This window comes from Rubripirellula obstinata (assembly GCF_001642955.1).
GTDB lineage: Bacteria > Planctomycetota > Planctomycetia > Pirellulales > Pirellulaceae > Rubripirellula > Rubripirellula obstinata.
Map to the genome: position 1 here is coordinate 1 of NZ_LWSK01000092.1, position 22,402 is coordinate 22,402.

General features: G+C 54.0%; 15 protein-coding genes. 8 read left to right on the forward strand and 7 right to left on the reverse strand.

Features of this window, described 5'->3' with window-relative positions:
• Positions 1-627: 627 nt before the first annotated feature.
• Both RC85_RS18710 and RC85_RS18715 read left to right on the forward strand, forming a co-directional pair.
• Entirely contained in the window at positions 628-1,440 is an 813-nt protein-coding gene (locus RC85_RS18710) for an alpha/beta fold hydrolase (RefSeq protein ID WP_149752528.1), read from the forward strand.
• Positions 1,441-1,518: 78 nt separating this feature from the next.
• Positions 1,519-3,765, forward strand: a complete 2,247-nt coding sequence (locus RC85_RS18715; RefSeq protein WP_068265600.1) for an efflux RND transporter permease subunit — start codon at positions 1,519-1,521, stop codon at positions 3,763-3,765.
• Between the two features lie 358 nt (positions 3,766-4,123).
• Here RC85_RS18715 and RC85_RS18720 read toward each other — a convergent pair whose 3' ends face one another.
• The 4 genes from RC85_RS18720 to RC85_RS18740 form a co-directional block, all read right to left on the reverse strand.
• Complete coding sequence (locus tag RC85_RS18720) at positions 4,124-7,567, reverse strand: pyruvate carboxylase (protein WP_068265602.1); 3,444 nt, start codon at positions 7,565-7,567, stop codon at positions 4,124-4,126.
• Positions 7,568-7,777: 210 nt separating this feature from the next.
• A complete protein-coding gene (locus tag RC85_RS18725; protein WP_068265604.1) occupies positions 7,778-9,298 on the reverse strand; it encodes a fumarate hydratase in 1,521 nt (506 codons plus the stop codon).
• A gap of 258 nt (positions 9,299-9,556) precedes the next feature.
• Entirely contained in the window at positions 9,557-11,257 is a 1,701-nt protein-coding gene (locus tag RC85_RS18735) for a prenyltransferase/squalene oxidase repeat-containing protein (RefSeq protein ID WP_235033145.1), read from the reverse strand.
• Positions 11,258-11,489: 232 nt separating this feature from the next.
• Entirely contained in the window at positions 11,490-11,936 is a 447-nt protein-coding gene (locus RC85_RS18740) for an AP2/ERF family transcription factor (RefSeq protein WP_068265609.1), read from the reverse strand.
• 299 nt (positions 11,937-12,235) lie between these two features.
• On the opposite strand from RC85_RS18740, the gene RC85_RS18745 reads away from it, so the two are divergent.
• Positions 12,236-13,192: an acetyltransferase gene (locus tag RC85_RS18745; protein WP_068265611.1), complete on the forward strand. Its 957-nt coding sequence runs from the start codon at positions 12,236-12,238 to the stop codon at positions 13,190-13,192.
• A gap of 27 nt (positions 13,193-13,219) precedes the next feature.
• Here RC85_RS18745 and RC85_RS18750 read toward each other — a convergent pair whose 3' ends face one another.
• Entirely contained in the window at positions 13,220-14,185 is a 966-nt protein-coding gene (locus tag RC85_RS18750) for an alpha/beta hydrolase (protein WP_068265613.1), read from the reverse strand.
• A 331-nt stretch (positions 14,186-14,516) separates the two neighbouring features.
• Between RC85_RS18750 and RC85_RS18755 the strand changes: the two genes are divergently transcribed.
• A complete protein-coding gene (locus RC85_RS18755; protein ID WP_068265615.1) occupies positions 14,517-14,999 on the forward strand; it encodes a hypothetical protein in 483 nt (160 codons plus the stop codon).
• Positions 15,000-15,329: 330 nt separating this feature from the next.
• Here RC85_RS18755 and RC85_RS18760 read toward each other — a convergent pair whose 3' ends face one another.
• Entirely contained in the window at positions 15,330-16,328 is a 999-nt protein-coding gene (locus tag RC85_RS18760; protein ID WP_068265616.1) for an NHL repeat-containing protein, read from the reverse strand.
• 113 nt (positions 16,329-16,441) lie between these two features.
• Between RC85_RS18760 and RC85_RS26400 the strand changes: the two genes are divergently transcribed.
• From RC85_RS26400 to hemW, 3 genes are read left to right on the forward strand one after another with little or no spacing between them, the layout of a single operon-like run.
• The gene (locus RC85_RS26400) at positions 16,442-17,569 is read left to right on the forward strand and encodes an L-threonylcarbamoyladenylate synthase (protein ID WP_084422830.1); all 1,128 of its coding nucleotides are present in this window, start codon (positions 16,442-16,444) and stop codon (positions 17,567-17,569) included.
• Positions 17,570-17,575: 6 nt separating this feature from the next.
• On the forward strand, positions 17,576-18,022 hold the full coding sequence (rpiB, locus tag RC85_RS18770; protein ID WP_084422831.1) for a ribose 5-phosphate isomerase B: 447 nt from the start codon (positions 17,576-17,578) through the stop codon (positions 18,020-18,022).
• Between the two features lie 10 nt (positions 18,023-18,032).
• Entirely contained in the window at positions 18,033-19,205 is a 1,173-nt protein-coding gene (hemW, locus tag RC85_RS18775) for a radical SAM family heme chaperone HemW (RefSeq protein ID WP_235033144.1), read from the forward strand.
• A gap of 155 nt (positions 19,206-19,360) precedes the next feature.
• On the opposite strand, the gene RC85_RS18780 is transcribed toward hemW, so the two are convergent.
• A complete protein-coding gene (locus tag RC85_RS18780) occupies positions 19,361-20,638 on the reverse strand; it encodes an NAD(P)/FAD-dependent oxidoreductase (RefSeq protein WP_068265618.1) in 1,278 nt (425 codons plus the stop codon).
• 343 nt (positions 20,639-20,981) lie between these two features.
• Between RC85_RS18780 and RC85_RS18785 the strand changes: the two genes are divergently transcribed.
• The gene (locus RC85_RS18785) at positions 20,982-22,208 is read left to right on the forward strand and encodes a DUF481 domain-containing protein (protein WP_068265620.1); all 1,227 of its coding nucleotides are present in this window, start codon (positions 20,982-20,984) and stop codon (positions 22,206-22,208) included.
• Positions 22,209-22,402 lie beyond the last annotated feature (194 nt).

Genomic DNA, 22,402 nt, shown 5'->3' on the forward strand with positions numbered 1-22,402 from the left:
GTGGACCGGTGGCTGACGCCACCGGCAAAGATCTGCCGCCCTCTGGGCTAAGACCTTCGATGGTGAGACAGGATAAAAACGGCGCAAGCCGATAACTCCACAACCCCAAACTTTTAGCGGACCAGGGTTCCCCCAACGCCGTGAAGAGTTTTGCTGCCGGAAAACACGGATTAGTTCGTTTAGCCGCGTGCACAACGCCGTGAAGAGTTTTGGTCCCGGAAAACACGGATGAGTTCGTTTAACCGCGTTGGGCATCGCCCCGCGCGTTGTGCGGGCCCCACGGTGCGCGGGGTGAGTCCACGGCGGGGGGCCGCCATGCTACTTTTCGCCCCGCGCGTTTGGTTCAGCGTGGACGCGCGGGGCGATGCCCACGCGGTTAAACAATTTAGAAACCCTTCACGCCGCTCGGGTTCCCCCCCGCTGGGTAATAAGAAATTTCTTCCCGTGAAATGAGCGGATGCATTGACAAGATCTTGGCAAACTGAGGGGTTTCGGTAGACTGCGGGCGGCTGGCAATTAGCCTATGACGACTACATTCCGTCGAATTTCGTTTCATTGAAACGAGAGCGACGTCTTGTTGCGAACGAATTGGACTGCTGCTTTTCTCGATTACATGGACCGTCATCTGTGATTATCCCACATCAACCACGTGATCAATATGCATTGATGTCGGATACTGGTCTCGTGGATAAGGGCGAAGGGCCAAACGCCATTCTTTTCCTGCATGGACTGTTCGGTGCTCCTGAGCACTGGCGTGTGATGATGGAAAGCCTAGCGGATCGTTATCGCGTCATCGCCCCGCAGCTTCCCATTGACCCGCATCCGGATCGGCGGAAATACGGAATGAAGACGATTGGTGATTTAACTGATATGGTCAGTCGAATGGTGAATGACCTTGAACTGGATTCCTTTGTCATCTGCGGAAATTCGTTGGGTGGCTTGGTTGCAATTGATTACTGCCTGCAACATCCCGACGTCGCCAATGGCTTGGTGCTGGCGGGCAGTGCAGGGTTGTTCGAGCGGAGTCCGATCAAGGGACTGCGGCTTCACCCCACGAAAGAATTTGTTCGGTCAACGATTTCGGGCATCCTGCATAACGAGAGTCTTTTGACCGAGGAACTGGTCGACCAGTGGCACGCCGCGTTAACGAATCGAGACTACCTTCGTTTCCTATTGCGAGCTTCTCGGGCGACACGCGATCGCTGTGTCGAAAATGAACTCGCAGAATTGGACCTGCCGACGATGATCGTGTGGGGCAGTGATGATGAAATCACGCCACCATCGGTCGCAAAAGAATTTCATCGACGGATCGCTGGTTCGCGGCTATCCCTGATCAATGAGTGTGGGCATGCACCCAACTGGGAACGACCAGACAAGTTCGCTGAATTGTTGGAAGAGTTTCTGCCCTCGTGTTTTCAGACCCAGTGTGGTACTGGTTGATCGTGAACGACAAGGTTCGGGTTGCGTCGTTGTCCCGCAATGATCCCGCATCCGTCCGTGGTTTCGCGATGCGGTAACATGAATCGACTTTTCTCAAAAACTCCACAACAAAAAGATCGTTACGCTCGCGCGACGCTTTTCCTGATCGCTCTGACGGTACCGTTGGTGATTTTTGGTGCGATCAGCGCCTTGAAAACCACGTCCAACGATCCTCGACAATGGCTCCCCAAATCGTTCGCGGAAACCAGTCGATACGATTGGTTTCTGCAGCACTTTGGAAGTGACGAAATCGCTGTCGTCAGTTGGCCCGGCTGCGAACTCGATGATCCAAGGGTTTCAAGTCTTGCTGGATCTTTAGAAGAGTCCGAATTTTTCGATCGAGTGCGAACCGGGCAAAGCGTCATCGACCAATTGATGCAACCGCCACTGGATTTGAGTCGCGCGGAAGCACGACGACGTCTCGGCGGGATCTTGATAGGACCAAATGGAAAAACCACTTGCTTGGTGCTTTCAACGTCAGTCGCCGGAAAAGCGGATCGCGTTAAGGCCGTCAGTGAGATTGAGCGTCTGAGTCAGGCGACGTGTCAGTTGCCCGCGAGCGAATTGAGATTGGCGGGCCCGACCGTTGATGCTGCCGCGATCGACATCGAAAGCCGGCGGTTGTTGTTTCAGCTCGCTGGCATCTCGGCATTCGTTTCGTTCTTCGTTGCATCGATGCGTCTAAAGAGCATTCGCTTAGCAATCATGATCTTGGTGGTCGCTGGATACAGCACCGGACTCTCGCTGGCGATTCTGTATGTTTGCGGCAGCAAGATGAACCTGCTGATGACGATGTTGCCACCCCTGGTCTACATCTTAAGCATTTCGTCAGCGGTTCATTTGGCGAACTACTATCGTGACGCCGCCAGCGATTCGGCGACTCAGGATGCACATACAAATGCACTGGGAACTGCAGTCGCCAAAGGCTGGCTTCCTTGCGTGCTGGCTGCTGCGACCACTTCGATCGGATTGGTGTCGTTGTCGTTAAGTAAGATCGAGCCGATTCAGATGTTTGGAATCTACTCGGCAATCGGCGTCACCAGCAGTGTCGGCGTCCTGTTTGTTTTACTCCCGGCCGCATTGCATCTTTTCCCGCCGCGGATCGAGCCGATTGATCGAGCCGCACAGGCCACCAGCGGCGATGCCAACACGATTCGCTTCAGCGATTATGCTGTCGCGGCGATCAGTCGCCACAATGTCTTGGTCGTGATCGCCTGCTTGGCCGTGATGGCGTTCTATGCCAAGGGACTTCCCAGTATCAAGTCAACGGTTCGTCTACAGGATCGATTTTTGGATGGCAGTGATGCGATCAACGACTACCAGTGGTTGGAAACAAATGTCGGCCCGATGGTTCCGTTGGAAATCGTCATCCACTTCGACAAGGACAGCCCGCTGGACTTGGTGAAGCAAATGCGACTAGTCGCGGCAGTTCAAAAAAAGATTCATTCTTTGGACGAACCTGTGGCGACGATGTCAGCAATCAACTTGTCGCCAAGCCTTCCAAGCGGAAGTCGTGTTCGGGATGTCATCCAACGCAAACTCATCAACCGCCCAAGCACGAAGCAGCATCTGATTGACGCAAACTTTTTGGCTGTGACCGACAGCGAACAACTGTGGCGAATTACGGCACGAGCCAATGCGATCGGAGATTTAGATTACGGACTCTATGCAGAACAATTGCAACTGGCGATTGATCCGCTGCTAGAACAGCAGGGCGCTCGGGGCACCTACACTGGCATTATTCCACTGATTTACAAGGCACAACGTCAGCTCTTGATGGATCTGTTTCGCAGTTTCCTCGCCGCGTTCGCGATCATTGCGTTGGTCCTTGTTTTTGTGCTGCGAAGTGTATCGGCGGCACTCATCGCCATGGTTCCGAATCTATTTCCCGCAGTCGTGGTTTTTGGTGGACTTGAGTGGATCGGTATTCCGTTGCAGATCGGATCGGTGATGACAGCGAGTGCCGCGATGGGGATCGCTGTCGATGACACGCTTCACTTTCTGACCTGGTTTCGCAGAGGAATTGATCGCGGACTCTCACGCAAAGATGCGATCTCTGATGCGTATGGGCGATGTGCAGGTGCGATGATGCAAACCACTTTGATTTGCTGCAGCGGACTACTGGTCTTTACCGTCAGTTCATTCGTGCCGATCCTGCACTTTGCATGGCTGATGGTCGCTCTGCTGCTAGCGGCATTAATCGGTGACCTAGTTTTACTGCCAGCAATACTAGCGGGACCACTGGGACGCTTTTTTGAAAAAAGCAAAGCAAGTCCCAATCGATAACAAAACGGCTTGTAAAACGGGACGCGCGCGGCCCAAAAAAACAGGTCACCTCAACCCGTCCGTCGGCGTTCAACGAATCGAAACGCAAAGCCGGTAAGCCGCAACGACGCAAAGATGCTTTATTTCCAAAACGATTGAGACCTTGCGTCTCCGCGTCTTTGCGACCTTGCGTTGAAAACCTCCACCATCGACCCGCGAGATAATCTTAGCAGAGAAAACAAAGGGAAAAGCGTTGTAAAAGGGGACGGCTCATGTGCGTTGGATTTTGGCAAGACCACATTTCGCGTTCGGGCTTACCGGTAAATATAAGAGAAGGAAACAGTGAGCCTGGCAAAGGCGAAGACAAAGGGACAGGCGGTTACTCAATTACGACTAGCAAGTCACCTGTCTCGACTTGGGCACCGCTCTTGATCAGGACTTCGGACACCGTTCCGTCTTGTTCGGCGTTGATCATGGTTTCCATCTTCATGGCTTCAAGAGTGAGCAGCTTTTGGCCTTTCTTGACTCGGTCACCTGGTTTGACCGCAACCAATACCACCATGCCAGGCATGGTGCTGCCGACGTGATTCTTATTCGATGGATCCGCTTTGACCGATTTGACGATGTCGGTTTCTAAACTGTTGTCGACGATCGTGACTTCGCGGGGTTGACCGTTAAGTTCAAAGAAAACCGTTCGGGTTCCATCAGCGTGCGGGTTACCGATTGTTAGGAATCGGATAATCAGAGTCTTGCCTTCTTCGATGTCGATGGCAATTTCTTCGCCAGGTTCCAAGCCGTAAAAAAAGTTTGGCGTTGGCAAGATACTGACGTCGCCGTACTTCAACTGATGAGCCGCAAAGTCCTCGAACACACGTTCGTACAGCAACCACTGAACCACTTCTCGTTCCAAAGGATCGCGATTGACCAGTTCCCCGACCTTGACTCCGGCAGCGTCGAAATCGGCGGGTGGCAACGTTTCGCCGGGACGTCCCTCGAACTCTTTCTTGCCAAGCAACACACGATCTTTGACGGCCTGCGGAAACCCGCCCGGCGGTTGCCCCATTCCGCCACCGATCAGGTCGATAACGCTGGCCGGAAACGCGATGTCTCGATCAGGATTCAATACGTCTTCGTTGGTCAATTCATTCGCCACCATGAACAACGCCATATCGCCAACGGCTTTGCTGGTCGGCGTTACTTTCACGATGTCGCCAAACAGCTCATTGACGCCCGCGTAAACCTTGCAAACTTCCGCCCACCGATCCGCCAAACCGAGTGCTCTGGCTTGCTGGAACAGGTTCGTATACTGGCCACCTGGCATTTCGTGTTGATAAAGGTCCGCAGTCGCCGGCAACACCTGACTCTCGAACGGCGAATAGAACTCGCGAGTCGCCCGCCAATAATCGGCCACCGCGTCGATCGAATCCGTATTCAGTTCGGTACACCGGTCGCCATACCGCAGCATTTCCGCGACCGTGTTTAAGTTCGGTTGACTCGTTCCGCCCGACATAGGTGCCATCGCACAATCGGCAATGTCCAAACCGACCTTGCTGCCTTCCAAAATCGATGCAGCTTGGATTCCCGCCGTGTCGTGAGTGTGGAAGTGAACGGGAATGCCGACTTCTTCACGCAGCGTTTTCACCAGCGCCGATGCAGCGGCGGGCTTGCACAATCCAGCCATGTCTTTGATGGCCAGAATATGAGCACCCATCTTTTCAAATTCTTTCGCCAGACCGACGTAGTACTGCATGTCGTACTTGTCACGATGCGGATTCGTCAAATCACCGCTGTAACACAAGCTTGCTTCGCACAACATGCCGCTTTCGATCACCGACTCCATCGCGATTTTCATATTCGGCACGTAGTTCAGTGCATCAAACACGCGGAACAAATCCATCCCGCACTGGGCGGCTTCCTTCACGCAGGCAGCCACGACATTGTCGGCATAGTTGGTGTAGCCGAGCGCACTGGAGGCACGAAACAACATCTGAGTCAGGATGTTGGGCACCTTCGCGCGGATATCGGCCAAACGTTGCCAAGGACATTCTTTCAAGAACCGCATCGACGTATCAAACGTTGCACCGCCCCACATTTCCAAACTAAAAAGGTCGCTGCAATTGCGAGCGTAGGCGTCGCTGATCTGCAACAGATCGTAAGTCCGCATGCGGGTCGCCAAGAGCGATTGATGAGCATCGCGAAAGGTGGTGTCAGTGATCAGTAAACGTTTCTCATCACGAATCCACTTTGAAAAACCGTCTGCACCAAGCTCCTTGAACTTGTCGCGTGAACCCTTTGGAATCGGCTGGTTGTAATCGACTTTGGGCAGCGGAGCGGGTTCGCGGCGGATCGCGACCGGGCGGTCTTGCACCAAGTCGCATCCGTTGACCATCGTTTCAGCCAAGTACGTCAGCACCTTGGTTGCACGGTTTTGGCGAGCGTCAAACTTGAACAGGTCCGGCGTTTCGTCAATGAACCGCGTCGTGCAATTGCCGCTGGTGAAGGTGGGATGCGACAGCGTCTTCAACAAAAACGGAATGTTCGTTTTGACGCCGCGGATTCGGAATTCACGAAGCGCTCGCTTCATAATCGTGATCGAGCCTTCAAAATTTCGACCGCGTGCGGTGACTTTGGTCAGCAGCGAATCGTAGAACGGATTGACCACCGCGCCGGAAAACGCGCTGCCCGCGTCCAAACGCACGCCCATCCCGCTGGCGGAACGATAGTGGGCGACACGGCCGTAGTCGGGCATGAAATTGTTTTCAGGATCCTCGGTCGTCACGCGGCACTGAATTGCAAAACCGTTCAGCTTGACTGATTCCTGCGACGGGATATCGATTTCGGGATCCGACAACTTTAAACCCTGCGCGACCAAGATCTGCGACTTGACGACATCGATTCCCGTCACTTCTTCAGTGACGGTGTGCTCCACCTGGATCCGCGGGTTAACTTCAATGAAGTAAAACTTTTGCTCATCCGCATCGACCAGAAATTCAACGGTCCCGGCGCAACTGTAATTGGATTCACGGCCGATCTTTAGCGCCGCATCCAACATTTCCTGCCGTAGCGTGCCATCCAAGTCCGGCGCAGGAGCCAGCTCGATGACTTTTTGATGCCTTCGTTGGACCGAGCAATCTCGCTCGAACAAATGCACCAGATTCCCATGCTCATCGCCGAGCAATTGAACTTCGATGTGTTTAGCGCGAGCGATAAACTTTTCGATGAACACTTCCGCACTGCCGAACGCGGTCAGTGCTTCGTTGCGAGCGCTTTCAAACGCCTGAGCAAAATCTTCTGCGTTGCGGACCACTCGCATGCCTCGGCCACCGCCGCCGTGTGACGCTTTGATCATCACGGGGAAACCGACCTTCTCGGCCGCCGCCTGCGCTTCGCCTAAATCCTCCACCGCTCCTTGCGTTCCACCCAAAATCGGCACCTCTGCCCGAATCGCGATCGCTCTGGCCGAAGTCTTATCACCGAGACCCTGCAACGCTTCCACCGAAGGACCGACAAACTTGATACCAGCCTCAGCACACGCCTTCGCAAATGCCGCTCGTTCGGAAAGAAAACCGTAACCCGGATGTATCGCATCGACACCGACTTCTTTTGCTAATCGGACAATCGATTCAATGTCCAAATAAGCTCGGATCGGTTCGCCCTGATTCCCGATCTTATACGCTTCGTCCGCTTTAAAACGATGCAATGCATAGCGATCTTCGTGCGAGTAGATCGCGACGGTCCGAATCCCAAGTTCGCTAGCGCTTCGGAAAACTCGAATGGCAATTTCGGAACGGTTGGCGACAAGCAGTTTTTTGATGGCAGTCATAAGCTCAGTTGCTAGAAGAAATTCGGGTTCCGAAACGTAACGCTGTAAGATAACGCGTTTCGCGGCCCCAAACCATCGCCTAGCGACTAAGGAACGTGCGGCATGCTATCGTCGCCTTTCGCTCCGCGAAAGCAGCGGATTCGCTACTTTCGCGGAGCGAAAGGCGACAATTTTTCCTAACTGCCTTGGAAATCAGTTCATGAATTTGGATCAGGTAGTTTTCTCTGGTACTTTCAATTCAATCACTTGTTTCCATTGAGCCGGTCCGGTGTTGTGGACCGAAACGCCTTGGCTATCGACGGCGACGGTTACCGGCATATCTTCGACCTCGAATTCGTAGATCGCTTCCATGCCGAGTTCCTCGAACGCGACGACGCGAGATTTCTTGATTGCCTTTGAAACCAAGTACGCGGCACCGCCGACGGCCATCAAGTAGACAGCACCGAATTCTTTGATCGCATCGATCGCGACATCGCCACGTTCCGCCTTGCCGACCATTCCGGCCAGTCCCGTTTCCGCCAACATTTGCCTGGTGAACTTGTCCATTCGTGTTGAGGTCGTTGGGCCAGCAGGTCCAACAGCTTCTTCACGCACTGGTTTGACTGGCCCGACGTAGTAAATGAACCGGCCCTTCAAATCGACCGGCAAGGTTTCGCCGCGGTCCAGCATTTCGGTCATCCGTTTATGAGCGGCATCGCGACCGGTGAGAAGTTTGCCGGACAACAGAATCGTTTGTCCGGGTTCCCAAGTTTTGATGTCGGCAGCGGTGACCGTTTCCAGATCCACGCGAATCGCGTCGGCACCGGGATCCCAAGTGATCTCTGGCCAATCATCAATACTTGGCGGCGAGAATGTTGCTGCACCGGAACCATCCAAAACAAAATGAACGTGACGGGTCGCAGCGCAGTTTGGAATCATCGCGACCGGCTTGGACGCCGCGTGCGTTGGGTAGTCCAAAATCTTGACATCCAGAACCGTTGTCAGCCCGCCCAAACCTTGCGCCCCGATCCCCAGCCGGTTGACTTTGTCCATCAGTTCCAAACGCAACTCTTCAACGCGATTCTTTGGCCCACGTTTGCGCAGTTCGTGTATGTCTACTGGATCCATCAGAGATTTCTTGGCGAGCACTGCTGCTTTTTCCGCCGTCCCGCCAATCCCAATGCCCAACATTCCTGGCGGACACCAACCAGCGCCCATCTTTGGCACGGTTTCCAAAACCCAATCAACGATGCTGTCCGATGGATTCAACATCGCAAGCTTTGCCTTGTTTTCGGATCCGCCACCCTTAGCCGCGATGAACACTTCGACTTTGTCGCCTGGAACGATGTCGTAGTGAATGACGGCAGGCGTGTTGTCGCCAGTATTTTTCCGAGCCCCCGCCGGGTCCGCCAAAATCGACGCTCGCAGGACGTTGTCCGGATGAGTGTAAGCGCGGCGGACGCCTTCGTTGATCATGTCGGTCAACGGCATTTCACAGTCCCACGAAACATCCATTCCAACGTTGACAAACACGGTAACGATTCCGGTGTCTTGGCAAATGGGCCGGCGACCTTGGGCACACATTCGCGAGTTAATTAGAATCTGTGCCATCGCTGATTTAGCGGCCTTGGATTCCTCCCGTTCGTACGCTTCGTTGACTGCGGTAATAAAATCGAGCGGATGAAAGTACGACATGAACTGCAAGCTGTCAGCAATGCTGTCGATGATGTGTGACTGCTGTATGGTGCCCATGCTGGTCTCCTAATCGGTCTCAAGCTGGTAGTGATTTCACGCACTTATGATGATCTTGAAATCAAGTGAAACCAAGGGGGCAGGCTGTTTGAACGAAGACGTTTTGAACAGTTGCGATTGCAAATTGCAAGTTGAACAATGCAAATTGAAAATTCTCATAAGATCTCTACAGGCTTCACTTTACAATTTGCAACGTTCATTTTGCAATTTGCAACTCCACCCGAACTGATTCAAAAGAGCACACCTTTCACTTGACCACTACTGTTCCGCCGGATCTTCGGGTTGATAGAGCGGCATGTGGCGGTAGTAGACTTCCAAACAGTAAATCGACAAACAAGTCGTGTAGAGACGACCATAGAAGTTTCCGTATTCGTCCATCTGCGGAGCCCAACTTCCGTTCTCTTTTCCGCTGGTGACCTGGGCGGCCGGCAACTGCTCACGCATTTCCTCGTTCCAACGTCGCCACGGGGAACCGCCGAAATGATGCAACACTTGCGTGGCATAGTACCAGTAATAAACGTCGCGTTGTTTGATGTCGAACGGATCGTTTTCTAACAGTGCTTCGATTCCAAGCACCAACTTTTCGTTGCTTCGTGCCCACCCCAAGTATTGCCGACATAGCAAACCTTCGGCTGTCATCGGAGCGGTCGGTGCGCCGCCCTGCTGGTACGAATACGCAGCGCCGCCGAAATGCTGAGCCGTGTCGAGATAGTCACCGACATGCCGGAGCTTGGACATCTTGACATCAAGGCCAGCCGTGCGACCGCTTTCCAGCGCCATCACAAACCAGCCCGTGACCGATGTGTCGGAATCCTGTTTGGGTTGGTACCGCCAGCCGCCTTGAGGCGACTGTGATTCCTGCGCGAAATCGATTGCGGATTGCGCGTACGGTCGCAGCCACGAATCGCCGGTCATGCCGTACATTTCGCAGATCGCGATCGTGGCTTGGGCCTGAGCGTACATGCGTTCGTGATTCCGCGCCTTGTGAGCAAAGAAGCCTGATCGGTCCTGCATTTTGATCAGGTACTTCATTCCCTTTTCGACTTCTTTCTGATAGTCGCCACCTTTGTGCGTGTGACCATCGCCTAAAAAAGCCAACAGCGCCATCGCGGTCGCCGCCGTATCGTTCTCGCTGTGCGAACCATCACGGTACGGCCCTTTCATGCTCCATCCGCCACGTTTGTTTTGATTGCGACGCAGCCATTTCAACCCTTCCTTGACGGCGTTCCGCGTATCAGGTGTGCCGCCATAGATTTTTATCAACGCATCTTTCATCGCCCCGGTTCGTCCACCAAACATGGGGCGAACATCAGCGGACGCAAGCATCCCAAGCCCCACATCAACGGGAACCGGCGCTTCGTTGACCGCCAAATCGATCGCGTCGAACGCCGATGGCATTTCAACGGGAACGATCGAATCCGCGTCGGAATCCGAATCGACTTCAAAGTCATCCGAGGAAATCGAAAACTCGGCGAGCGCAACCGAATCGGATTGTTCGACCTGCCCAACGCTCAACACGATCCGTCCCAGGCGATCGCCAACGGGAGTCGTCAACAACGCCAACACCAATAACACAATCAAGTGAATCACCATGCTGACCAACCATGGCGGAGCGGAACGAGCGACTCGGTCAGTCGTGCCAGTTGATGCTGACTCAGATGCAGGCAGTGAATCGTCTTGATCAGCCACCGACGATGACGAATCAATCTCGCCACGCCAGCGTCCCATCCTTGCGGATCCGATTCCCGATAAGGCGACCGGATCTGCGGCCGAGCGAACGGGCGGCAAGGTTGATCGCGGGGGGGGCGGCGGAGGAACGGCACCACCGGGCTGAACGGGTTTCGGCTTCGCGGGTGCTGGATCTACCGCAGCAGGCGGCGGCAAGATCGGCGGCGCAGCGGGAATCCCCGTGACTGGATCACTCGATCGCGGTTTAAGAGGATCATCGGCTTGGGACATCAATATCGCCGCAGCAGTGAATCGCGGTGAAAGCAATCAAAACGCCAAGGAACGAGCGGTGAATCAGTGTCGCCTTTCGCTCCGCGAAAGTAGCGAAGACGCCGCTTTCGCTGAGCGAAAGGCGACTATAAAAAACCGCACATTCCTAAAAGCGTGATGCTTTCATATTCCTATAGTGCAAGGATAGAGCGTTCTTGCCGTCCGTGCCAACCGATCTTCTTCTCCTCAGGCCCTAAGCGTTCATTCCGGCAACGCCCTTTTTTCGTGCCTTCACTGCCATCTCGTAAGCCTTCTTTTTGCCATATTTCTTCACTGAAAACCGTTTTGACCTGCGAACGCCCTTTTTTGGACTCCACTGAGCCACCCAGTACTCGTAAACCGGTTGCGATGGCCAACGAGGATCCTTTTCGACGACCAAACGTACACCAACGGTTCCGGACGTATTGTTGGTGCGTTCTTTGCGAGCGAGTTCTTTGGCAGAAAAACCTTTCCAACTGTCTTCCCACTTATCACGCTCTTTCCGAGCCGCCGCCAAAGCCTTCGTCTTTCCACCAAACTCCTCGTCAGTGAAATACTGAGAACACAATTCACCCTTGCGAGTCATGCGGAGCAAAAACCCGCCTGGATGGGTTTCGCGGTCCAGACGGATGATGTTTCGGTTCTTATTTTTGGCTGCCATGAATCAATCTGTTTGTCGGTTTGCGTTGCTAAGAATGAACGCACCCGAGAACAACAACCTCGGGTGCATCATCTAGTCTAACATGATTTGGTTTAATCGAAAGTCCCTAAACCCCGCAGACGCGCGGTTCTGGCGGTTGTGCTTTCCTTCCCGCTACTTTTGTCAGCTACCCTGCGATATTTGAATCGCATTCTTGCGGCATTCAATTACCATCGGTAGGCTCCGCGAAACACCTTTTCATACGGTCGATTCTGTTGTCGATCGCCGTGAAAATTCGATTTTGAAACCCAGAGAATCTCGTGACTCATTTTGACGTTTTCAACGGCGATGCCGATGGCATTTGTGCCCTGCACCAATTGCGACTTGCCGATCCTCGCGAAAGCACGCTGATTACTGGTGTCAAACGAGACATCGATCTGGTTCGCCGCGTCGATGCAAAACCTGGCGACACGGTCACGATCCTGGATATCTCGCTGGACAAAAATCGAGATGCGTTGACCGGTTTGCTCGACGCTGAAATTCCCGTCACCTACTTCGACCACCATTTCGCTGGCGACATCCCAGAATCGCCCCTGCTTGAAACCCACATCGACACCGCCGGCGACGTCTGCACCGGACTGCTGGTGAACCGACATTTGAAGAGCCAATTTTTGCCGTGGGCTGTGACTGCTCTGTTTGGCGACAACCTGCACGACGCAGCGCGGGTGGCCGCCAAACCGCTCAACCTGAATGATGAACAATTGAACCAGTTGGAAACTCTCGGCACGCTGCTGAACTACAACGGCTACGGCAGCGAACTAAGCGATCTATACTTTGCACCGGATGAGTTGTATCGAAAGGTTCAGCCGTACGCTGACCCGTTTGAATTTATTCAGTCCGACACAACATTCGAGAAACTGCGCGACGGTTTCGACAGCGACATGACTCGGGCAAGATCAATCGCCCCGGTTTTAGAAACGCCGAACTGCGCCGCGTTCTCGTTTCCCAACGATGCGTTTTCACGTCGAGTCAGCGGCGTCTACAGCAACTTGCTGGCACGAGAAAACCCGCAGCGTGCTCACGCGTTGCTGAGCCTGTTGCCATCGGGCGACTATCTAATCAGCGTCCGCGCTCCGCTTGCAACCAAGGTGGGTGCCGATGACTTGTGCCGCCAATTCCCAACCGGCGGCGGTCGAAAAGCAGCAGCCGGTGTCAACCAATTGCCCGCAAACCAATTCGATGAATTCCTAGAAGCAATGCAGCGTCAGTTTGCTTAGGAATTTGCCGCATAGGCCACTGATAAGTCATAAAGACTTGGCACTCTTTTGACTTGGCAAAGACCGAACCCAATCGGCGATCTGCTTTTGAACTGCTTGCGGCAGACGATCGTTGTGGCCCATTCCTGGAACGGTAATAAATTCCTTGGGCACACATCTGGCCGACGCGAACAATCGCTCCGCGTGCTCGATCGGGATCGATGAATCGGCGTCACCGTGAATTTGCAGCAGCGGTCCGTCATAGACTGTCAACTTAGCCAACGAGTCGTAGCGATTCCGCATCAAGAATCGAACCGGTAAGAACCAGTATCGATTCGCCGCCACCGCGTAGGCTCGATCAAAAGTGCGTTCCAAAACCAATGCCTTCGCGCCGCCACGTGATGCGACCGCAACCGCACATCCGCCGCCAAGCGAACTGCCGTACAAGATGATGTCCGACGGCTTGATCTGATAGCGGTCGCAAAGGTAATCCCGCGCGGCCAAGCAATCTTCGATGACTCCCTTTTCAGTCGGCTTCACGTCATCTTCGTAACCGCGATACTCCGCCGCCATCACGCTGGCGGACAAGTCATCCGAAAGCTGCTGCAGTCTCTGATCCAACCATTTCGCCTTCGCACCATTGCCATGGAAAAACAGAACAACGTTCTGGGCTCCCGGACGATCGAGCAACCGAGCTGGCAAGACGACATCGCCGGTCGAGTTAACTGGAATGGTCTGAATCAGATCGTCAGGCTGCGATGAAATCATGCCCGATGGATCGTCGCGGTAGGCTCCTGGGTACACCAAGCGTTCTTCCATGAAAACCATCGCGACGACCACGGCGATGTACCCAAAAAACACAAGCCGCAGGACACTAATTAGAATCCTAGCAGGCCAACTGCGCGGCTTCCGATACCGTTTCCGTTTCCCCTTCTTCACCGCAGCCTTGCCAGGATTCTTGGCGATCGAATCAAGGACAACATTACTACCGACTTCACTGGAGGGATCTGCCATGGTGACTTGCTGACTTGATTTGGAAATAGATAACCCGTACGCCGTTATTGTAAACGATTCAGCAGCTTAGCATCGTCGGAACAATTAGTAGCGGGAAAATTGGTAGCGAAAGTCGCCAAGACTTTCGGTTTGTCGAGTTGCCGAAACTCTTGGCGAGTTTCGCTACGTTACTTATTGTTCTGACGGTCCTTAGCATCAGATCCAGGATGTAATGTCGTCCACCAAGCCGTTGTGATCGGACTAATCGTTACGGTCCCTTACCGAGAAAAGTCCGCCTGCCCATTCGCTTGATGGGTTGCTTGGTGTGTTCAATTTGGTGGTAACTTTTAGAATGCTATGTCTTTCCAAAATTACCGACGTCGGATCATCTCACTCGCAACTTCGCCGATGGCGTTGCGGACGGATCGTGGTTCAGGCGGGGAAACTGATTCGTATCGAGCATCGTTTGATGTGCGGCAGCGCATCGATGGCCCAGGTTTGGTGGCAGATGAAGTATGGTCGCACGGACGATGATTTGGTTTGGCTGGATTACCATCAACCGTTCGGCATGCCGGCGTTTTTAACGCTGGACTACATTCGCAGCGGAAAACAAGCGGGATATCGATCCTTCATCGCGGCGATCCATTTGCTAAACGAAGTCGCAAAGATCCGCGGCTCGCAAGCCATTGTCGCTCACGTTTCCAACGGCAAAATTTCAGATCGTTTGCTGGAAAGACAAGGATGGCAGCGACACATGCCCCAGTGGAACGGCCGACATTGGATCCGTCGTTTCTATGACGGTTATCCATCGTCGAATCTGCATCGTTACGTTTAGGAACTGTCCCAAAAAAATCTTCCCGGTTTTCCCCTAGCTGGCCCGCCGGGGTTCAGTCCATTCTTAGCTGTCCCCGTCGCCGTGAAGGGTTTCCAAATCGTTTAACCGCGTGGGCATCGCCCCGCGCGTTCGGGTTTGCGCGACGCGCGTTCGGGTTTGCGCGACGCGCGGGGCGATGCCCAACGCGGCTAAACGAACTAACACGTTTTTTTTTGGGGGGGGACCAAAACTCTTCGCAGCAATGAGCTGTACCCAACTGAACCCTGGCGGGCCCAGCTACGAAAGGTTTCGCCAAATACCGAACTTATTTCGCGTCAACTACTTTGCCGCTCAAGCAACAGGCCGGAATGCGTCGATCTCGATTCGCTGGACGCGATGGTTGTAGCTATCGATCACGAAAATGCGGTTCATTGAATCAACCGCGACGCCCCACGGACCGTTCAGCATTCCCGCCTGCATTCCTGGCGATCCCCAAACGCCGATCGGTTTTCCTTCGGGCGTCAAATTCTGCACGCGGTTGTTCTTGTATTCGACCACTAACACTGAATCGTCCGGCATCAGCGTTAAATCGTACGGGTAATAGAATTGCCCCGGTGCATCGCCTGGTTCTCCCCAAACGTCGATCAATTCAGGAACGTCGCCGACGGACAAATCGAAACGTTGAATTCGATGGTTGCACGCGTCCGTAATCCAAAGAACGTTGTTGTGGATCAGCAAGCTTTGTGGCCTGACAAACTTGCCAGGCTGATCGCCGGTACCGCCCCACTGAGAAATAAATTTTCCGTCAGGATCAAATTTCTGGATGCGGTCCGACGCGTTATATTCGCCAACGTAAAAACAACCTTCGTCATCGCTGATTGCATCGGTCACGAACGCGAACTCGCCTGGCCCATGACCGGCAACGCCGCCGATCGTTTTTGATTCGATCAGTTCGCCGTCCAAAGTATAAGCCAGCATGCGATAGTAATGCGTATCGGCGACCAGCAATTTCGGCACACCGTCGTCAGCTTGCTGTGCGGTTTGAATTGACAGTCCCGTTGGCTTGCCATTGTCGCTCTGCGGAGTGGACCAAAATCGCAACAGGTTTCCATCACCATCAAAAACCTGAATCCGTCCGGTCTTGTCGGCGATGTAGAGCTGGTCTTGATCGTCGATCGTGATCGCTCGTGGAGTCCGAAAGCGTCCTTCGCTGAAACCGTACTTGCCCCAAACCAAATCTGCTTGCGATCCGTCGCCGACCGGCACGCAACCGCTAGTGACACTGCCACCGATGGCAATTGCCGTAGAAAGCCAGGCGAAATTTCGACGATTGATTGGGAGTGGTGGCATAAAAATGGGGTGAAACGTATCGACTTGTGAAGCCGTCCTCGGAACTCCTACAATGATCGCGGGCAAACCGTTACGATCCCCAGCTTAACCGATCATCCATCCACTGCATCCGTATGGCAAACATTCTAGACCTTCGCACCACGGACGACCCACGCGATATGATTCACGCGTGTGTTCAAACGCTGGTCGAAGGCGGCGTGGTGGGCGTGCCGACGGATACGGTCTATGGGCTGGCGGCCAGTGCGTTGTCTGAAAAGGCGATGGAGCGGCTGTACCAGATCAAAGGTCGCGATCCGCAAATGCCGGTCGCCATTTCGGTGCCCAGTCGCGATGCAGCGATGGATTTTCTGTGCGAATCATCCCCCCTGACCCGGCGGCTGATTCACCGATGCTGGCCCGGCCCGCTGACCTTGGTCGTTCCCTGTGATCCCAAGCGATCCGCAGCGTCGCAATTGCCCGAAAACGTGCAAAAGCGAATCATTTCAGAACACGGTTGCATCGGTTTTCGCGTCGTTGATCATCGTGTCATTTCGCACATTCACCGCTTTTTAGCAGCCCCGCTGCTGCTGACCAGCTCCAACCTCAGCGGTGATGCGGACGTGACGACCGCCGATGCAGTCAATTCGGAATTGGGCGATTCAATCCCACTGCTGCTCGACGACGGCCCGACTCGTTATGGTGGAGTCTCTACTGTGGCCCGGATTTTGGGCAATCAAATGGAAATTCTTCGCGAAGGCGTTATCGAACGGGCAGCCATGAATCAATTTGTCAAACCAGTGATCGTTTTGGTTTGTACGGGAAACACCTGTCGAAGCCCGATGGCGGAAACGTTGATGCGAGAAAAGCTGCGACAAAAACTGGGCAGCGAAGACGCCGTGCGAGTGATTTCGGCCGGAGTCGCCGCCGCCGACGGATCGGGTGCGGCAGCCCAAGCCGTCGAAGTGATGGGTGCCAAAAACCTGGATTTGACCGGGCATGCGGCGCGGTCGTTGGATGATTCAGTGATGAATGTTGCCGACTTGATTTTGACCATGACGCGAGGCCACCGAGCTGCGATCCTGGCGGCATGGCCAGCGATGCATGACCGCGTCTTTACGCTGCGGCGCGATGGTGGCGACGTTTCCGATCCAGTCGGAATGCCCATCGAAGTTTACGAATCGTGTGCGCAGCAGATGGAAAAAGAATTGGACGCTTGGCTAGAAGCACTCGACGACGATTTCTTTCCTCAATCGATCTCCTAAACAAATATGATGAACATTGCGATCGCCAGCGATCACCGCGGAGTCAAAATCAAAGCTCGTTTGGTCCAGAGTTTGACCGATGCAGGCTTTGCGCTTTTTGATGCAGGAACGCACACCGAGGAATCGGTGGATTATCCCGATTTAGCGATGGCAGTCGCGACGCGGGTCAGCAATGGCGACGCCGATCGAGGCATCTTGATTTGCGGAACTGGAATTGGAATGTCCATCACCGCGAACAAGTTTCGTGCGGTTCGGGCCGTGTCCTGTTACGACGAAGTGATGGTGGAAATTAGCCGCCGACACAACGACGCCAATGTACTGTGTTTACCCGGCGACATGATCGGCGATCGCCCGATCGACGACTTGGTGATGATGTGGTTGCAGACCGAATTTGACGGTGGGCGACATAGTTTGCGTCTGGAAAAGATCGCAAAAATCGAAAACGAAAAGTGAGCGGTCGAGCTTGTCTGATCGAGCCGGCGTGAACGCCCCAGCGACGCCAACCGATGGTTGGCCGGTCCCCAAGTCTGCTTACATTCACGTCCCGTTTTGCCGTCACCGATGTGGTTATTGCAACTTCAGTGTCGTTGCACAGCGGGACGATTTGATTGAGCGTTATGTTCAAGCGATCGACCTTGAATTGCAAACGCTGGACCGTCCAGCCATTGAAACGCTGTTCATCGGCGGCGGCACACCGACTCATCTACCACCGCCGGTTCTGGACCGATTCTTGAACCAAGTCGGGCAACGTTTTGACCTGAATCAATTGGTCGAATTCAGCGTCGAGGCCAACCCGGAAGACATTGACCCAACAACATTGAACGTCTTGTCTGATCATGGCGTCAATCGAATCAGTTTAGGCGTGCAATCGTTCCACCAATCGAAGTTAAACATCCTGCAGCGAGGGCATGACGAAGCGATCGCGGTGAACGCAATCGAGATGTCGGCTGAGCGGATTGGGAACGTTTCGATCGACCTGATTTTTGCCGCACCGGGTGAAACGATCGAGCAATGGACCGAAGATCTGCGTCTAGCTTTGTCGTTGCCGATCGATCACCTTTCAACCTACGCGTTAACCTTTGAAAAAGGAACGTCGTTTTGGAATCGCTTGCGACAGGGTGAATTGAAAGAGCTTGGTGATGACGTGGAGGTCGAGATGTACCAGACCGCTCGCGCGATGAGTCAAACCGTCGGTCTCTCGCACTACGAAATCTCCAACTTCGCTCGCCCCGACCGCCAATGCCTCCACAACCGAGCGTACTGGGACGGTCGCGGTTGGTATGCCGCTGGCCCAGGCGCAGCGAATTTTTGCGATGGCTACCGCAACGTCAATCATCGCAGCACCACGACCTACTTAAAGAAAGTTGAATCGGGTGTGTCACCGATTAGCGAAAGCGAACGTATCACGGTTCAGCAATACGCTCGCGAGCGTTTTGCGTTCGGCGTTCGCATGATCGAAGGCGTCGATGTCGATCAGTTGTCACGCGAATCAGGCATCGATTTGCGAGAACTGTGCGGTGCAGATCTAGCGAAGATGGTTTCAGACGGTTTAATATCCGACGTCGCTGAACGCGTCACGCTGACCGAACGTGGAATCTTGTTCGCCGACGGTGTCGCATCCACCTTGTTGGGTTAGACCCAACGTTGACCGGAACAAACGTAGGCCGGAACAAGCTTTGCGCAGTTCCGGCAATTGCATGGTACAGCATTGAATTGCCGGAACTGCGCAAAGCTTGTTCCGGCCTACATCAACTAAACCCTGGCGGGATCAGCTACATTTTAGAACAACCTCTACGCCATCATTTCCCGCTTCGCTCTCTCAATCGATTCATCCATATCATTGAACATTCGTCCGGCACCTTCGTGAAAGGTTCGGCCGATCAACAAATCGGTCACGTTGCCGCGATGCTGCGGATACTCTTTCATGAACCGACCGATGCTGAATTCCTTGGTGTAGAAAGCTTGCACCAATTTGCGGATCCACTTGGCACCTTCGCCAAACGATTCGGACCATGACCCGAGCTGTTCGCCTGACAGGTCGTCTTTCTTGAACCCATCGACCACCGCATCGCCGGCACGGATGCCCATTTCGAGTGCGAAGTAAACTCCGGACGAATAGACCGGATCGATGAAACCGTTGGCATCACCGACCAACACCCATCCATCGCCTGCTTGCTTGCGTGTGGTGTACGAAAACTCTTTCGCAGTTTTCACATCGCCAAGCCGCGTCGCGTTTTCAAGTCGTGGAATCAATCCAGGACAACGAGCTAGCTCTTCTTGAAAAACCTGTTCGGGTTTCCCACGTCCCTTCAACAAATAATCGTTGCTGGCGACGCAGCCGATGCTGGTGATGCCACGCGAAAGAGGGATAAACCAAAACCATGCATTCTGGTTTTCGCACTGCATGATGATCGTCGCGCCCTGGTTGTCACCGTCACCGCGAACCGCACCGCGATAGTAGCTCCAAATCGCCGCCTGTTTAAGATCAGGATTGACTTCCTTCAAATTCAGTTTGTTCGCAATGAACGATTGCTGACCGGTGCCGTCGATCACCACTTTGGAATTGATTTTGTGTTCGGTGCCGGAGGAATCACGGACGGTGACGCCGGTGGCTTTGTCGTCTGCGCTGTCACTTGATTCGGCACTTGATTCGGCACTTGATTCAAAATGAACGTCCAACAATCGCGTCTGGTCGTAGCAATCGGCTCCCAACTCGGCTGCCCGATCGAACAGCATTTTGTCGAACTCGCTTCGTTCAACCTGCCACGTCGTGCTGCACTCGCGATCGTCATGTTGGCTGAAAAAGAACGGTTCGGATTCACGACCATTGTGCGTCACAAACTGAACGCTCTTCTTGGCCTGCCATCCAGCCGACTTGATCCGATCGGTCAGCCCCAATCGCTGCAGCGGCCAATAGGTTTCTGGCATCAACGATTCGCCGACGTGAAACCGCGGCATCGATTCGCGTTCGATCAACAGCGTACTTAAACCGCCCGCCGCCACCGTCGCCGCCGCAGACGCTCCCGCCGGACCGCCGCCAATCACAACCACGTCGTACTGATCTTTCATGCCGAAATTTCCTGATTCAACCGTTAAACAAATAGGCTCTGCATTATAGACGCCAGCAAAGCCCTTGGACGCCGAACGGCGATTCTGGTGCGGTCACGTGAATCCGCCAACGTTTCTGTAGGCCGTAGCGAGTGGAGCGAGTTACGGCATTTCGTTGCAGCCCTGCCGTAACTCGCTCCGCTCGCTACGGCCTACTTTGGATCTGTCCTGAAAACAAGTTCAGTATCCCGCAATGTTTATCCCCTTAAATCTGACGTGACATCGTGGGTTGGAATTTGCTAACACAGGATTTGCAGCAATAAACGTACTTCTATGATTTGATGGCGGAGTCGACTTAGAACCGATGCAACGAGCGTATAATCACTGGACGAATTTCCCGATCCTTTGGACGTTGTGGTTGGTGCTGTCTGCTTGGACCAGTTCCGCGAATGCGGGTGATTCGCCGCTCCCTTTGTGGCAGCAAGGAGTTTCGACCTTCAACGGGACCGGCTACGTGTTGCCAGAAACCGATGCCGTTGCCAGTCCACCCGCCAACACTGGCTCCTACACTGGCTCCTACACGATGCCGGTCGATCCGACTCAGCAAATCCAAGCGGTTGCCGGTTATAGCGACCTAGGCCCGTCGCTGAACTCGCCAACCTTGCCTCCCCCCATCCCAAGCTACACAACTAGCGAGATCGCCGATTTGCAGGGGCCGGATTTAACATTCCCATCCTTATCGGACCCAAAGATTCCCGCTCCGGTTGTTCCCGATTCAATTCCCGATTCAGCGAACACACCGATCGGAAGCGGAGCCGCCAGCGACTCGAAAGATCTTTCCAGTCAGCTCAACGCGCAATTAGATTCGGCTGCGTTCGACGGACCGGCTCCGCTCGATCAAGAAGTCATTCGCTGGTACCAGTACCCACGCCGTTGGACCAAAGGATGGGATTCGCATGCTGAGTTTGGTTTAGACGGCAGCGAAGGAAACGCTGACACGTTGGCGATTCAAACGGGAATCGAAACCAAACGCAAAACAGAACTGTACACCTTTGCGCTGGACTTGGATTACCGACAAGCGACAAGTCGAGGCGTGACGACGGAGGAAAACGGACGGCTGAATCTGGATTACGACCGCATGATTCGCGACTCCAAGTGGGCCGCGTTTGGCAAGTTCGGTTTGGAATGGGACACTTTCAAAGCGTTCGATTTGCGAGTCAACATGAACGGTGGTCTTGGTTATCACTGGATCCGCAGCGACACCGCCACTTTGGTAACCCGCTTCGGTGCTGGTGCGTCGCGTGAATTTGGTTCGCCGATCGATGAATGGACTCCGGAAGGCGTGTTCGGAATTGAAGCCGAAAGACAGTTGACCGAGCGTCAGAAATTGAAGGGCAAGCTCGACTACTTCCCGTCGTGGGCCGATTTCGGAGACTACCGTATCGTCGCCGACGCGTCCTGGGAAATCCTGTTGGACGGCAGCGAAAACTTCAGCCTGAAACTCTCCGCAACCGACCGCTACGACAGCACGCCACAAGGCGCGCTGGCCAACGACTTGTACTACTCGTTGCTGCTGCTTTACAAGTTTTAGGTTGCTCGGCGTGGCACTGGGCCACGCCTGGCCTGACGAAAATCATTGCAACGCAGCAAATTGAGCAAGCTGCACCATGGCAGACAACACGAACTGCAGCGCTGTGAAACAAGTTGACAACGGCACATTTCCCTGATCGCCAGCACGTAGGCCGTAGCGAGCCAAAGCGAGTTACGGCAATCTGCGCACCGCCG

What these genes read in the sequence shown, in the direction of transcription:
- RC85_RS18780 (WP_068265618.1), bottom strand. Translation starts at nt 20,638, where the DNA reads ATGAAAGATCAGTACGACGTGGTTGTGATTGGCGGCGGTCCGGCGGGA.
- RC85_RS18750 (WP_068265613.1), bottom strand. Translation starts at nt 14,185, where the DNA reads ATGGCAGATCCCTCCAGTGAAGTCGGTAGTAATGTTGTCCTTGATTCG.
- RC85_RS18715 (WP_068265600.1), top strand. Translation starts at nt 1,519, where the DNA reads ATGAATCGACTTTTCTCAAAAACTCCACAACAAAAAGATCGTTACGCT.
- RC85_RS18755 (WP_068265615.1), top strand. Translation starts at nt 14,517, where the DNA reads ATGCTATGTCTTTCCAAAATTACCGACGTCGGATCATCTCACTCGCAA.
- RC85_RS18725 (WP_068265604.1), bottom strand. Translation starts at nt 9,298, where the DNA reads ATGGGCACCATACAGCAGTCACACATCATCGACAGCATTGCTGACAGC.
- RC85_RS18720 (WP_068265602.1), bottom strand. Translation starts at nt 7,567, where the DNA reads ATGACTGCCATCAAAAAACTGCTTGTCGCCAACCGTTCCGAAATTGCC.
- RC85_RS18760 (WP_068265616.1), bottom strand. Translation starts at nt 16,328, where the DNA reads ATGCCACCACTCCCAATCAATCGTCGAAATTTCGCCTGGCTTTCTACG.
- RC85_RS18740 (WP_068265609.1), bottom strand. Translation starts at nt 11,936, where the DNA reads ATGGCAGCCAAAAATAAGAACCGAAACATCATCCGTCTGGACCGCGAA.
- RC85_RS18735 (WP_235033145.1), bottom strand. Translation starts at nt 11,257, where the DNA reads ATGTCCCAAGCCGATGATCCTCTTAAACCGCGATCGAGTGATCCAGTC.
- RC85_RS18785 (WP_068265620.1), top strand. Translation starts at nt 20,982, where the DNA reads ATGCAACGAGCGTATAATCACTGGACGAATTTCCCGATCCTTTGGACG.
- RC85_RS26400 (WP_084422830.1), top strand. Translation starts at nt 16,442, where the DNA reads ATGGCAAACATTCTAGACCTTCGCACCACGGACGACCCACGCGATATG.
- rpiB (WP_084422831.1), top strand. Translation starts at nt 17,576, where the DNA reads ATGATGAACATTGCGATCGCCAGCGATCACCGCGGAGTCAAAATCAAA.